This window comes from Microbacterium sp. SCN 71-21 (genome assembly GCF_001725695.1).
GTDB classification, from domain to species: Bacteria; Actinomycetota; Actinomycetes; order Actinomycetales; family Microbacteriaceae; genus Microbacterium; species Microbacterium ginsengisoli.
Genome location: NZ_MEGA01000086.1, coordinates 1 through 13,695, shown reverse-complemented (window position 1 = coordinate 13,695; position 13,695 = coordinate 1). Strand labels below are relative to the sequence as shown.

12 protein-coding genes, 1 tRNA gene and 2 pseudogenes are annotated in these 13,695 nt (G+C 70.3%); 9 read left to right on the top strand and 6 right to left on the bottom strand.

The window, feature by feature from the left end; genetic code table 11:
* Both nrdI and nrdH read right to left on the bottom strand, forming a co-directional pair.
* Positions 1–440: class Ib ribonucleoside-diphosphate reductase assembly flavoprotein NrdI (gene nrdI, locus ABT08_RS11410; protein ID WP_288115024.1), on the bottom strand; the 440-nt coding region annotated here is incomplete at its 3' end.
* Positions 441–443: 3 nt separating this feature from the next.
* On the bottom strand, positions 444–677 hold the full coding sequence (gene nrdH, locus ABT08_RS11405; protein WP_045248621.1) for a glutaredoxin-like protein NrdH: 234 nt from the start codon (positions 675–677) through the stop codon (positions 444–446).
* A 415-nt stretch (positions 678–1,092) separates the two neighbouring features.
* Here nrdH and ABT08_RS11400 point away from each other — a divergent pair, with 415 nt between their 5' ends.
* The 8 genes and pseudogenes from ABT08_RS11400 (at position 1,093) to ABT08_RS11365 (ending at position 9,150) form a co-directional block, all read left to right on the top strand.
* Positions 1,093–2,325, top strand: a complete 1,233-nt coding sequence (locus ABT08_RS11400) for an MFS transporter (protein ID WP_288115023.1) — start codon at positions 1,093–1,095, stop codon at positions 2,323–2,325.
* A gap of 88 nt (positions 2,326–2,413) precedes the next feature.
* Entirely contained in the window at positions 2,414–3,328 is a 915-nt protein-coding gene (locus tag ABT08_RS11395; protein WP_288115022.1) for an intradiol ring-cleavage dioxygenase, read from the top strand.
* Positions 3,329–3,402: 74 nt separating this feature from the next.
* Positions 3,403–4,158 carry an alpha/beta fold hydrolase gene (locus tag ABT08_RS11390; protein WP_056210373.1) on the top strand — a complete coding sequence of 252 codons (756 nt, stop codon included), beginning with the start codon at positions 3,403–3,405 and terminating at the stop codon, positions 4,156–4,158.
* Positions 4,155–5,320, top strand: a pseudogene (locus tag ABT08_RS11385) (acyl-CoA dehydrogenase family protein). Before ABT08_RS11390 ends, ABT08_RS11385 begins: the two are co-directional and overlap by 4 nt.
* Positions 5,321–5,325: 5 nt before the next feature.
* Positions 5,326–6,600, top strand: a complete 1,275-nt coding sequence (locus ABT08_RS11380; RefSeq protein WP_056210180.1) for a DUF445 domain-containing protein — start codon at positions 5,326–5,328, stop codon at positions 6,598–6,600.
* 9 nt (positions 6,601–6,609) lie between these two features.
* On the top strand, positions 6,610–6,963 hold the full coding sequence (locus ABT08_RS11375) for a gamma-glutamylcyclotransferase family protein (RefSeq protein WP_137878005.1): 354 nt from the start codon (positions 6,610–6,612) through the stop codon (positions 6,961–6,963).
* Entirely contained in the window at positions 6,960–7,421 is a 462-nt protein-coding gene (locus tag ABT08_RS11370; protein ID WP_045248615.1) for a SixA phosphatase family protein, read from the top strand. Before ABT08_RS11375 ends, ABT08_RS11370 begins: the two co-directional genes overlap by 4 nt.
* 136 nt (positions 7,422–7,557) lie before the next feature.
* On the top strand, positions 7,558–9,150 hold the full coding sequence (locus ABT08_RS11365) for an AMP-binding protein (RefSeq protein ID WP_288115020.1): 1,593 nt from the start codon (positions 7,558–7,560) through the stop codon (positions 9,148–9,150).
* 18 nt (positions 9,151–9,168) lie between these two features.
* Here ABT08_RS11365 and ABT08_RS11360 read toward each other — a convergent pair whose 3' ends face one another.
* Together ABT08_RS11360 and ABT08_RS11355 are read right to left on the bottom strand one after the other, a co-directional pair.
* On the bottom strand, positions 9,169–9,939 hold the full coding sequence (locus ABT08_RS11360) for an MBL fold metallo-hydrolase (RefSeq protein WP_288115019.1): 771 nt from the start codon (positions 9,937–9,939) through the stop codon (positions 9,169–9,171).
* Positions 9,936–11,978, bottom strand: coding sequence for a sensor histidine kinase (locus ABT08_RS11355; RefSeq protein WP_056210185.1), 2,043 nt, complete (start codon positions 11,976–11,978; stop codon positions 9,936–9,938). Before ABT08_RS11355 ends, ABT08_RS11360 begins: the two co-directional genes overlap by 4 nt.
* 103 nt (positions 11,979–12,081) lie before the next feature.
* Here ABT08_RS11355 and ABT08_RS11350 point away from each other — a divergent pair, with 103 nt between their 5' ends.
* Positions 12,082–12,450, top strand: a complete 369-nt coding sequence (locus ABT08_RS11350) for a response regulator (RefSeq protein ID WP_045248612.1) — start codon at positions 12,082–12,084, stop codon at positions 12,448–12,450.
* Between the two features lie 12 nt (positions 12,451–12,462).
* Here ABT08_RS11350 and ABT08_RS11345 read toward each other — a convergent pair.
* A pseudogene (locus tag ABT08_RS11345) lies at positions 12,463–13,526 on the bottom strand (zinc-binding metallopeptidase family protein).
* A gap of 83 nt (positions 13,527–13,609) precedes the next feature.
* Positions 13,610–13,685 (bottom strand) — tRNA-Ala (locus ABT08_RS11340).
* Positions 13,686–13,695 lie beyond the last annotated feature (10 nt).

Genomic DNA, 13,695 nt, shown 5'->3' with positions numbered 1-13,695 from the left:
CCTTCGCTGATGCGCTCGACGTCTTCTGGCGTGCCGAAAAGCTCCAGCCGATACAGGTGCGGCACGTGGCACTTGCGGCTGATGATCTCGCCGGCGAGGCAGAACGACTCGCCGAAGTTGGTGTTGCCCGCGGAGATGACTCCGCGGATGTAGGAGCGGTTGTGGGCGTCGTTCAGGAAGCGGATGACCTGCTTCGGAACGGCGCCGTGTTCCTCGCCCCGGCCCTGGCCTCCCCCGTAGGTGGGGGTGACCAGGACGAAAGGCTCATCGACGCGGGGCGTCGGCTCGCCTGCTCTCAGGGGGATGCGGACGGACCGCCTGCCGAGCTTCTCGATGAAACGCGCCGTGTTGCCGGACACGCTCGAGAAGTAGACGAGCAGGGGCGCGGTGTCATCCGCGGCGGCTACCGCGCTGCTGCCATGGAGCGTCGCGGTCGCCATGACTCACGCCAGGCGGGACGCGAGCTCGTCGATCTTGTCGGGACGGAAGCCCGACCAGTGGCCCTCGTCGGTGACGACGACGGGAGCCTGGAGGTAGCCGAGCGCCTTGACCTGCTCGAGCGCCTCCGGGTCCTGCGAGAGGTCGTGAACCTCGTAGGCGATGCCCTTCGAGTCCAGCGCGCGGTAGGTCGCGGTGCACTGCACGCACGACGGCTTCGTGTAAACGGTGATGGCCATGTGAACCCTGTTCTCCCCTCAAATCCCCAGTAATCCAGCACCCACCGGCGCCGGGACCTCAATACTACATATGGGTGCCGACATTGGGGTCAACCACAAGGGGTAGTAGTTACAACCGTGTGATTTTCCACCGCACTCCCCACTCCGATCACAGGTTGTCCACCGATTCATCCACAGGCCGACGAGGTGTCCAGACCCTGAAGAACCGCTGAATTCCGGGCATCAGCAGGCTGTGAACGCCGACTGTCCACAGCGACGACCGTAGGCGGCACCTCCGACACTGGGGATGGATCCGACACGCCGTGTCGGCGTGTCGCGCATCGCGCCCGGCAGACCCTCCACGGCGGAGCACACCGCCCCGGCGGCGGCCACCCGGGGCGCCGAGAACGTCTGCCGCGGGCGATAGCGTGGAGGGGTGGCGGGATATCGGGAACTGGTGCGCACTCCGGGCGTGATCCGCATCATCGCCGCGCAGCTGACGGCGCGGTTCCCGAACGGCATGACGAGCCTCGCGATCCTCCTGCACATCGAACACGTGACCGGCTCCTACGGCGCCGCGGGCCTCGTGCTGGCCGCGACATCCATCGGTCAGGCGGTGTCGGGTCCGGTGACGAGCCGCTGGATGGGCATGTGGGGCATGCGCAAGGTCCTGACCCTCACCATGACGATCTGCGCGATCTGCCTCACGGTCATCGCGCTCGGCCAGATGGTGCTGCCCGCCTACGTCGCCCTCGGACTCATCACGGGTCTGTCGACGCCGCCGATCCAGTCGGCCGCCCGCACGATCTATCCGAAGCTCGTGACCTCACGTCAGCTCACCCCGCTCTACTCGCTCGACGCGTCGCTGCAGGAGATCATCTGGATCGTCGCCCCGGTGGCGGTCACCCTCGTGGCGACGCAGCTCGGCACCGTGCCCGCGCTGCTGCTGATCGTCGTGATCCTCGTCGGCGGCGGATCGTGGTTCATCCTGTCGCCCGAAGTCGGGCGCGTGCGCATCCCGCGCAGCAAGCGCCGGTTCGGCAAGGTGCTCGCGCGTCCGACGGTGCTGCTCGCGACGGTGATCGGGTTCCTGCTGATCGGTGCGTGCGCGGCGGTCGAGGCGAGCGTCGTCGCCTCCTACGGCCACGGCGGGTTCGAGGCGGGCATCGTGCTCGCCGTGTTCTCGATCGGCAGCCTCGCGGGCGGTCTCTCCCTCGGCCACGCCCCGATGGCGCCGTGGGCGATGGCCCGGCGCCTCACGGTCGTGGCGACCGGTCTCGTGCTCACGGTCATCGCCTTCGCCCTGTTCAGCGGCGACCCGATCCTCTCCCCCGTCGGCACGAGCGCGACGCTGATCATCGCGGGCATCGGCATCGCGCCCGCCCTCGCGGTGCTGTTCGCGATGACCTCTGCGAGCGTGAAGTTCAGCGACACGGCCGAGGCGTACGGCTGGATCGGCACGGGGCAGCTCATCGGCGGCGCCGCGGGCTCCGCCATCGCCGGCTTCCTGATCGACGGCACCGGCGCGGTGGGCGCGTACGCCGCGGCCGGTGCGTTCGCGCTCCTCGGCGCGATCGTGGCGGCGGTGTTCGTGCGGGCGTTCCCCGATCTGAGGCACCGCGATCCGAGCCCGCTGCCCGACACCGAGCCGAACGCGATCATCACTTGAGCGCATAGACGACACACAGCATCCACGTAGGCGCGACCAACCGGCGTCGGTTCCACTGGGGGCATCACCCCCGACGAGAGGATGCCCCGTGGCCGACCGCACCCCCGACGCCGACATCTCTGCCCGCACCGCCGATCCCGACCGCTGGCTCGACGCCGACGGCGCTCCCATCGACGAGGACCACCGCGGCCTCGTCTACGACATCCGCACCCTCGTCGACCGACGGCGCGCGCTCGGCATCTTCGGCGGCCTCGCGATGACGTCGCTGCTGACGGCGTGCGGCATCCAGTCGGCCTCGTCGCCGGGCGCCGCGTCGTCGACGACCGCCACCCCGCAGGCGACGGCATCGGCGACGACGGATGCCGCGGCATCCGGCTCCCTCGACGAGGTTCCCGACGAGACGGCGGGCCCGTATCCCGCCGATGGCTCGAACGGCATCGACGTACTGACGGCCTCCGGCATCGTGCGCAGCGACATCCGGGCGAGCTTCGGGTCGTCGACGACGGTCGCCGACGGCGTGCCGCTCACGATCCGTCTCACCGTGCGGGACGCCGACACGGGCGCTGCGCTCTCCGGCAAGGGCGTCTATCTCTGGCACTGCGACCGCGACGGCAACTACTCCCTGTACAGCCGGGGCATCACCGACGAGAACTATCTGCGCGGGGTGCAGGAGACGGATGCCGCCGGCACGGTCTCCTTCACCTCCATCTACCCAGCGTGCTACTCGGGTCGGTGGCCGCACATCCACTTCGAGGTCTACGACGACGTCGCGACCGCGGTCGCCTCAGGACCGATCGTGAAGACGTCTCAGATCGCGCTGCCCGAGGAGACCAACGTGGTCGTCTACGCGACGAGCGGCTACGAGCAGAGCGTGCGCAACGCATCGCAGGTCTCTCTGAAAAGCGACAACGTGTTCGGCGATGACGGCGGCATCCACCAGATCGCGACCATGTCGGGCGACGTCGCCGCGGGCTACACCGCGGCCCTCACGATCGGCGTGTGACCGGCCGGGGCGGCCGCGGTCGGCAGGTGACGCGACCGGGCAGCCCCGGCACGTCGAGGCCGTACGCTCGGATCATGCCCGCACCCGTCACCCTCCCCCGCATTGCGTGGGGCGATCCCGGAGCCGAGCGCCACGCGCTGCTCATCCACGGACTCGGATCCAACGGCCCGCTCATGTGGCTGTTCGGCACGGCCCTCGCCGAGGCCGGCTGGTACGCCGTCGCCGTCGATCTCCGGGGCCACGGCCTCGCACCCCGTTCGACCGACTACACCCTGGCGGCCTACGGCACGGATGTCGCGCACGTGCGCCGCGAGGGCGGCTGGGACCTCGTGATCGGCCATTCGCTCGGCGGCGCCTCGGCGACCCTCGCCCAGGCGACCCACCCCCGCTGGGCGCGTCACCTCGTGCTGGTCGACCCGGCCATCCACCTCACGCCCGAGCAGCGCGCCGCCGTGCAGGCCGGCAACGCGGCCTCGTTCGCCGCGCCAACCGTCGAGGGCGTGCGGGCGGCGAACCCGACGTGGCATCCGAACGATGTCGAAGCCAAGGTGACATCGCTGCGACAGGCGTCGACGTGGGGTACCGACCAGACCGCGGTGCAGAACCCCGACTGGGACGTGCGCGAGGCGTTCCTCGCCCTCACCGTGCCCACCCTCGTGCTGGCCGCCGACCCCGCCGTGAACAGCCTGTTCACCGGCCCGGCGATCGACGAGCTCGTGGCGGCCAACCCGCACGTGAGCGTGCGGGTCATCGAGGGCGCCGGGCACTCGTTGCATCGCGACAAGCCGGCAGAGACGCTCGCGGCGCTGTTCGACGGGCTCGCATCATGACCTTCGATGCGGCCGCCTGGCTTCCGGACGACCTGATCGAGCGCATCCGCGGGCGCGCCGCGCAGGTCGATCACGACAACGTGTTCCCTCAGGAGGACCTCGACGAGCTGGCGGCGGCCGGCTACCTGTCGATCCTCGTGCCGAGCGAGCTCGGCGGCGGCGGGCTGGGGCTCGCCGAGGCATCCCTGCTGCAGCAGCGGCTCGCGACGGCCGCGCCCGCCACGGCCCTCGCGATCAACATGCACCTCGTCTGGACGGGTGTGGCGAAGGTGCTCGGGTGCTCGCCGACCGCGGCATCGACGACCTGCGGTTCGTGCAGGAGGGCGCCGTGCGCGGCGAGGTCTTCGCGTTCGGCATCAGCGAGGCCGGCAACGATCTCGTGCTGTTCGGCAGCGACACGGTCGCCGAGCCGCTGGCCGACGGTGGCTACGCGTTCACCGGAACCAAGATCTTCACCTCGCTCGCCGCCGTGTGGACGAATCTCGGGCTGCACGGTCTCGACACCACGTCCGCGGACGCACCACAACTCGTCTACGCGTTCGTCCCGCGCTCGGACGCTGTCGTCACCCGTGACGACTGGGACACCGTCGGGATGCGCGGCACCCAGTCGCGCACGACCGAGTTGCACAGCGCCGTCGCCCCCGCCGACCGCGTGGTGCGCCGGGTCGCGCCGGGACCCAACCCCGACCCGATCGTGTTCGGCATCTTCAGCGTCTTCGAGATCCTGCTGGGCTCGGTCTACACCGGACTGGCCCGACGGGCGCTCGACCTCGCGGTGGCGACCGCGAAGACCCGCACGTCGAAGAAGAGTGGCACGACCTATGCGCAGGATCCCGACATCCGCTGGCGCATCGCCGACATGGGGCTGCGCTACGACGCCCTGCCGACCGAGCTCGCCTCGATCGCCCGAGACGTCGATGCGAACGCCCCGCACGGGCCGCGGTGGTTCACGCTGCTGTCGGGGGTGAAGCACCGCGCGGTCGTGATGGCGAAGTCGGTCGTCGACGACGCGATCCTGGTCGCGGGCGGCTCGTCGTACTTCACGCGTTCCGAGCTCGGCCGGCTCTACCGCGACGTACTCGCCGGTCAGTTCCACCCGTCCGACCCCGAGTCGGCACACGCGACGGCCGCCAGCGCCTGGCTCGGCCCGCTCGAGAGCTGAGACGGATGCCGCGCACCCCCCTCGCGGCGCTGAGCCCCGCCGATCAGGCGCGGAGGCGGGCGCTGCGGCGCATGAAGGCGGTGGCGCTCGCGGCGCTGCTGGCGATGGCGGTGCTGTTCGCGATCTCCTTCCCGTTGCAGGCCACGGTGCCCGCGCTCGCCTATGTTCGCGCGGCCGCCGAGGGCGGAATGGTCGGGGCCTTGGCCGACTGGTTCGCGGTGACGGCACTGTTCCGCCGCCCGCTCGGGCTCCCCATCCCCCACACGGCGATCATCCCGACGCGCAAGGACGAGATCGGCCGCACGCTGGGCGAGTTCGTCGAGACGAACTTCCTGTCGGGCGAGATCGTGCGCACGAAGCTCACCAGCACCCGGATCGCCGAGCGCGCGGGCGCATGGCTGCGCGAGAGCGCGCACGCGGAGCGTGTGGTGGCGGAGGCATCCACGATGGTCGCCGGAATCGTGCGCGCGCTCAGCGACGACGATGTGCGCGAGATCATCGAGGACCTCGCTCGCACGCATCTCATCGCCCCCGAGTGGGCGGCGCCGACGGGCGGCTGGCTCGAGCGGCTGACGCAGACGGGTGCGCACCACGCCGCGGTCGACCTCGCGGCCGACAGCATCGGCGAGTGGCTCACCGAGCACCGCGAGAGCTTCGAGGGCCTGCTGTCGCGTCGACTGCCGGGGTGGGTGCCACGCATCGCCCATCGCCTCGTCGACGACGCGGCGTATTCGGAGGCGGTGAAGTTCGTGGCCGCGGTGCGCGCCGACCCCGAGCATCCCGCCCGGCATGCGATCGACGGATACCTGGGCCGGCTCGCCGACCGTCTGCAGCACGATCCCGACACGATCGCACGGTTCGAAGGCGCGAAGGCGGCGGTCTTCGATTCGCCGCGCGTGCGCGAGCTCGCGGGTGAGGCATGGGCGACCGCCAAGCGCGGGCTGCTCGCGGCCCTCGCCGATCCCGACAGCGGTCTGCGGCGGCGCGCGGCCCTCGCGATCGCAGACCTGGGCGCGCGACTCGCGACGGATGACGCGCTCCGGCGCCGCGTCGACGGCTTCATCACCGACGCGGCCGTGTTCCTCGTCGAGCGCTACCGCCACGACATCGCGTCCATCATCACCGACACGGTCGAACGTTGGGACCCGGCCGAGACCACCGAGAAGATCGAGCTGATGGTCGGGCGCGACCTCCAGTACATCCGCCTCAACGGCACGATCGTGGGTGCTCTGGCGGGTCTGGGCATCTTCACCGTGGCCCAGGCGCTCGTCGGCCACTAGCCTGACGTCATGGGCGAGGCATCCGTCGTCGGTGACATCGTCTTCAGCTACGGCACGCTGCAGCAGCGGGGGGTGCAGCTGGAGGTCTTCGGACGCGCGCCCGACGGCGAGCCCGATCTCCTCCCCGGCTACACGGTCGACTATCTCGAGGTGCTCGACACCCGCGGACGCGGATCCGCGCGCGTGTCGGTGCAGCCGGTCGTACGCCCGACCGGCTCTCTCGGCGACAAGGTGACGGGTCTGGCCTACGCGCTGACGCCCGCGGAGGTCGATGCCGCCGACGAGTACGAATCGCCGCTGTACCGCCGGGTCCCGGCACGCCTGTCGAGCGGCCGCACGGCCTGGGTCTACGTGTCGGCATGACGACCCTCCTGCTCGTGCGGCACGCAAGTGCCGCGGACGGCCCCGACGATCACGATCGACCGCTGACGGCCCGCGGGGCGCTCGAGGCGGAGGCGATGGCGGCCGCCACCCTCGAGGCCGGCTGGCAGCCCGATCTGATCCTTGCGAGCACCGCCCGCCGCACCCGGGCGACCGCGGCCATGTTCGGCGCCGCGCTGGGCGCACCGGTGCGCACCGCGCCGGCGCTCTACGGTGCGGGGCCGCGCACGCTACTCGACGCCGCCGTCGGGCTCGGCGTGGCATCCGTCATGATCGTCGCCCACAACCCGGGTATCGCGATGCTCGCGCGCAGCCTCTCGTCGAACGAGATCGGCGGGATGGTGCCGTGCGCCGTGGCCGCGTTCTCGTGGGACGACGACGATTGGGATGTCGCATCGGCGACCGACCCCGATCGCATCTGGTTCCGACATCCGGAGTGATGCCGCCGCCGGAGAGGGAACGCAGTCCCAACGCTCGGGGAACTCAGTCCCACAGCCCGCGGCGGGAATGGCATGATGGCCTCACCACGTGCCGGCGACGCCGCCACCGCACCGCACGTCTTCGAAGGAGAAGCCCGTGTTCCACAGCCCGTTCGATCCGATCGACATCCCTGATCTCAGCGTCTACGACTACCTGTTCGCCTCACTCACCGACGACGAGCTCGAGCGTGTGGCCCTCATCGACCCGGCGTCGGGCACCGAGACGACCTACGGCGCGTTGCGCGATCAGGTCGATGCGGTGGCCGGTGCGCTCGCGGCACGCGGGGTCGGCGTGGGTTCGGTCGTGGGGCTGCTGAGCCCGAACATTCCGGCGTTCGCGACCGTCTTCCACGGAGCGCTCCGCGCCGGCGCCACCGTCACCACGATCAATGCGCTGTACACGGCCGACGAGGTCGCCAAGCAGCTGCGCGACGCCGGCGCCACGTGGCTGTTCACCGTCGGCCCGCTCCTTCCCTCGGGTGGCGCCGCCGCCGCCGCGGTGGGCATCGACGACGAGCATCTCGTCGTGCTCGACGGTGCGCCGGGGCATCCGTCGTTGCGCGATCTGCTGACGGCCGGCGAGCCCGCGCCGGAGGTGACGTTCGACCCCGCGACGCACGTCGCAGCGCTCCCCTATTCGTCGGGAACCACCGGCGTGCCCAAGGGCGTCATGCTCACGCACCGCAACCTGGTCGCGAACGTCGCCCAGTCGCGGGTGATCATCGAGCTCGGCCACGACGACCGTGTGCTCGCGGTGCTGCCGTTCTTCCACATCTACGGCATGACGGTGCTGCTGAACATGGCCCTCAAGCAGCGCGCGAGCCTCGTCACGATGCCGCGGTTCGATCTGGTCGAGTTCCTCTCGAACATCCAGACCTACGGGTGCACGTTCATCTTCATCGCGCCGCCCATCGCGGTGGCGCTCGCGAAGCATCCGATCGTCGACCAGTACGACATCTCGAGCGTGCACTCGATCTTCTCGGGCGCCGCACCCCTCGACGCCGAGACGGGTGCCGCGGCCGCGCGCCGACTGCACGCGAGGATGCTGCAGGGATACGGCATGAGCGAGCTCAGCCCCGTGTCGCACGCCACCCCCGTCGACCGCACCGACGTGCCGATCAGCTCCGTCGGCGTGCCGCTTCCGAACATCGACTGCAAGCTCGTCGACACCGAGACGGGCGAGGAGATCACCGAGTTCGGCGCCGACGGGTTCACCGCACGGGGCGAACTGTGGGTCAAGGGTCCGAACGTGATGCTCGGGTACCTCGGCCGTCCCGATGCCACCGCCGAGACCTTGGATGCCGACGGGTTCCTGCACACCGGCGATGTCGCCGTCGTTCATCGCGACGGCTACTACGCGATCGTCGACCGCGCGAAGGAGCTCATCAAGTACCACGGCTACCAGATCGCTCCGGCGGAGCTCGAGGCGCTTCTGCTGAGCCATCCGAAGATCATGGATGCCGCGGTCATCGGTGTGCTCGACGACGAGCATGAGGAGATCCCGAAGGCGTTCGTTGTCGCGGCGCCCGATTCGGGGCTCACCGAGGACGACGTGAAGGCGTTCGTCGCCGAGCACGTCGCCCCGCACAAGAAGGTGCGGCGGGTGGAGTTCATCGACCAGATCCCGAAGTCGACGTCGGGGAAGATCTTGCGCAAGGATCTGCGCGCGCGGGAGTCCGTCGGGGCCTGAGGCGATCCGGAGCGCGGGTCAGATCTCGAACGGGATGCCGCGCTCCGGCACCCGCAGGAGGGCGCCCAGCCCTGCCGCCGCGAACGCGCGCACGAGGTCGTCGGTGCTCTCGCTGAAGTGCGCCCACCCCTCGGTGTGCACGGGCACGACGACCGGCGCGCCGATGGCTCGGGCGGCGGCGACCGCGTCGGTCGCGGTGAGGGTGAGGGCGCCGTCGACCGACGGCGTTCGCGCGGCTCCGGCGAAGAGCACGGCGACGTCGACCGGCGGCACGCGGGCGGCGATCTCCTCGACGAGCTCCGGCGCGGAGTTGTCGCCGCTGACGTAGACCGTCGGGAGACCGTCGCCGGTGAGCACGAAACCGGTCACGGGGCCGATCACGGGCTCGCTGCCGATCGGGCCGTGGCGGGCCGGCACGGCGGTGACGGTGACCTCGGACGTCTCGCCGACGAGAGTGACCGACTCCCACGGCTCGAGCGCGCGGGCGGGCTGCCCGAGTCGCTCAGCGGCCAGCGGCGTCGTGAGCGCGATCGGTGCGGTGGCGAGCACGGCGCGACCCGCGGCATCCAGATTGTCGGCGTGCTGGTCGTGGGAGAGCAGCACGGCGTCGAGCGGCGGGAGCGCGGTGGCCTCGAGCGCCGGCCCGCGCAGCTTGGTGAGCGTGCGGGTCGCGGAGCCCACCTCGCCCGGCGGATCGAAGGTGGGATCGACGAGCAGCGAAAGGCCACCGAGCTGCAGCAGAACAGTCGGTCCGCCGATGTGGATGACTCGCAGACTGCCGGCGCTCACGCGCCCTTCGCCGACGTGGGACCGACCGGCTCCGCGTGGCGCACCGGGTCGAGAGCGGGAAGCGAGACCGTGGCGACCGTGCCGACGTCGTCGTGGCCACGGGTGAGCGCGACGGTGGCCCCGAGTTCGGCGGCCAGCTCCTGCACGATCGCGAGCCCGAGGCCCGTGCCCGACACCCCCGCCGCTGTCGCCGACGAGCTGCGGTAGAAGCGGTCGAACACACGAGGCAGGTCGACCTCATCGATGCCCGGGCCCTGGTCGCGGATCTGCACCGTCACCTGGCCCGACGACCGCTGCGCAGACACCTCGACCAGACCACCGGGCGGCGAGAACTTCACCGCGTTGGTGAGGAGGTTCAGGAAGAGGCGTGCGAGGTCGCCGGGACGGCCGTGCACGACGATTCCGGGGGTCAGGTCGGCGGAGATCGTCGCCTTCTGGCCGCGCAGGTTGATCGTGAGGTCTGAGATGCACTCCCGCAGCAGCTGCTCGAGATCGACGGCGACGCTGTCGCTCTCGCGTTCGGCCGCCCGACGCTCCTTCGACAGAGCGAGGATGTTCTCGACGACGTCGAGCAGTCGCTCGGCGTTGCGGTGGACGATGAGCACGAAGTCGCGTTGCACCGGGTCGGTGATGAGGTCGGCGAGCTCCTCGGTGAAGCCGATGATCGAGGTGACCGGGGTGCGCAGCTCGTGGCTGACGCTCGCCACGAAGTCGTCCTTCTCACGGTTGAGGGCCCGCAGCGTGTCGACGACCTGACGTTCCCGCTGCAGTCGCCGCTCGATCGCTGCCTCGGCATCGCGGAGCGGCCGGAGATCGACGACGGAGATGAGGTAGACGCGGCCGTAGCCCGAGCGCGAGAGAGATTCGATCGACACGGTCGCCGGGATGCTGTCCGATTCGACGAGCTCCCAGTCGAGCACCCGCGCCTCGTCCGCCCCGAGGGACGCGAGCTGCCGGTGCAGCGGAGAACGCGGCACGACGATCCAGTCGTGCTTCTGCAGCTGCGCGAACGAACTGCGGAGGATCGTCGAGGCGACCGCGTTGATCTCGATGACCGCGTAGCGTCCGCCCTCGACCTCCTGGAGGATCGCGAACCCGTTGTTGGCGCGCTCGAACGCATCGCGCAGAAGCCGCAGCAGACCCTCGGTCTGGTCCTGCAGTAGGCGTCGCTCGTTTCGGGTGGCACCGATGCCGAGCGTCGTGGCGGCGAGCGCGAAGGAGTAGATCTGCAGCAGCGTTCCGGTGCTCATCCCGCCGGCCGGATGAGCGAACGGCCCACCGCCGATCGCCGTGAGCGCGACCACGGCGACGATCGTGCCGACGAACTGGGTGAAGGCCACGAACATGGATTCGCTGAACGCGGCCCACGCCAGGATCGGCACGGGCAGGAAGGCGAGCGGGTTCGCGTTCAGCGGCGAGAAGGCGGCCACGACCGCCGCCAGCAGCGCCAGGCTGAGGAGCACCACGGTCTGGGCCGACGCGGTGCGCTTGCGCAGGCGGTTGAGCAGCGCCAACGGGGTGATCAGCACGACCGCGGAGATGTGGGAGGCGCTGGTCGAGAGCAGCGTGGGCAGGAATGCGCCACCCGACAGTGCGGCGCCGAGGCCGAGGCATCCGCCGACGACGAGGGCGCCCACGGCGGCAGCGGCGAGGAATCGCCCGACGTCCAGCAGGGTGGACAGGCGCGGCTCGTCGTCGCCGGGGGCGACGGCGGTCGCGACGATCCACACCTCGAAGGCCGCGCCGATCGCGCCCAGCACGACGAAAGCGGGTCCGCGACCGGCGCTGGCGGATGCCGCGGCGGTCACCGCCGCGATGCCCAGCAGCACCCAGAAGCGGCTGCGGCGGTCGGCCGTGACGACAGCGGCGACCGCGACACCGGCGGCCGGCCACCACCACGCCGTGGCCGCCGGACCGCTCTGCATGCCGGCGAACACGGCCCCGAGAACGCCCGAGAGCAGCACAAGGCCGATCACCGTGATCAGGCGCGCCGCGAAAGGGAGCCTGCGCATGATCAGCGCAAGGCTCGGGCGGGTCATGGGCTGAGGTTACCCCAGGGGTCGCACTGTTCGAGCGTATGATCGCCGGAGGAAGCGGATGTCGCGCTCGGCCCCGGCCGCGACCCGGACGAACGGATGCGGAATGTCCCGAGTGCTGCTCGTCGACGACGACCAGGACATCCTCACCCTCACCTCGATTCGCCTCACCAGGGCGGGGTACGAGGTCACGACCTGCGCCGACGGCGAGGCGGGTCTCGCGGCGATCCGTCGCGACCGACCGCACGTCGCACTGCTCGACTGGATGATGCCGGGCCTGGATGGGTTGCAGGTCGCCGAGGCGGTGCGCGCCGATCCCGAGATCGCCGGCACGCGCCTCGCACTGATGACCGCCCGACCGGACGCCGAACGCACCGGCTTCGCCGACGAGCACGGCCTCGATCGCGTGATGATCAAGCCGGTCTCGCGACAGGACCTTCTGGCCGCGGTCGCGGCATTGTGCGCCGAGTGCTGACGGCGCCCCCGCTCAGGCGGATGCCTCCTCGGTGGGGCGAGCCAGCGCGATCTGCATGTCGAGGGTGAGCGGCGATCGGGTGACGAGCTCGTGCACGAAGGCGAACTTCCGCTTGACGGCCGCGGGGTGCTCGAACGGGTAGAGGTCGCCGAGTCCCATCGACCGATTGATGCGATTGAACGCCTGCGACATCCAGGTCCAGTCGTTGAGCAGAGGCTGCACCGGCTGGTCGAGGTAGGACTCGCGAGGGATCACGTCGATGTCGCGGAGGTTGGTGACCGAGGCGTCGAGATGGATGCCGATGGCCGCCGCCGTCTGCAGGGTGCCGGTGATGTGCAGGTAGTGGGCGAAGGTCTCGGCGAAGTCCTCCCACGGGTGCATGGTCGCATACTCGGAAAGATACGACTCGTTCCAGTCGTCGGGCGCGCCGAACCGGTAATGGCGGGCGATGGCATCCTGATAGCTATCGCGCTCGTCACCGAACAGCTCACGGCAGCGATCCCACGTGGCGTCGTCGGTGATGAGCACGTTCTGGTAGTAGTGGCCGACCTCGTGACGCAGGTGCCCCCGAGCCGCACCCGCAGCGCCTCACGACGGTCGTCGAGGCTCTCGGCGAGATCGATGGTGATGATGCCGTTCGCGTGCCCGATGATCACCCGCTTGCCGTCGGACAGGCTCGAAAGCAGATCGAAACCGAGCCCGCCGGGCTGCACGTCCCAGCCGACGATCGGCAGCCCCAGCTGACCGAGCTGCAGCACAAGACGGCGCTTCGCCTCCTCGGTCTTGGCGAGCTTCTCGAGGGCCACGGTGTCGTCGGCATCGGGCTGCGTACGGGTGAGGCGGCAGGAGAAGCAGAGACCGGTCGGCGCGTCCTCGCGCACGAGCCAGTTGCACTGCCAGCCACGGTTCGAGCAGGTGTACCAGGTCTCCCCGTCGATGATGACGCGACCGTCGCGCAGCCCGTAGAACTGCTGGGTGAGCAGCTGATACCCGAGCTCCGCCTCGCACTCCGGGCAAGTCAGGGCGTCGAGGTAGACGAAGTGCCGGCAGTGGGGGCACCGGGGCTGTGAGCTCACGTGCTCACGCTAGTGGTCGGCGGGGATCAGGGCGACTCCGCCGAAACGGCGAAACGCCCCTGGAGGGGGCGTCTCGGCTGGTGTGGTGGACCTGAGGGGATTCGAACCCCTGACCTCTTCATTGCGAACGAAGCGCGCTACCAACTGCGCCACAGGCCCGTGAACCTCC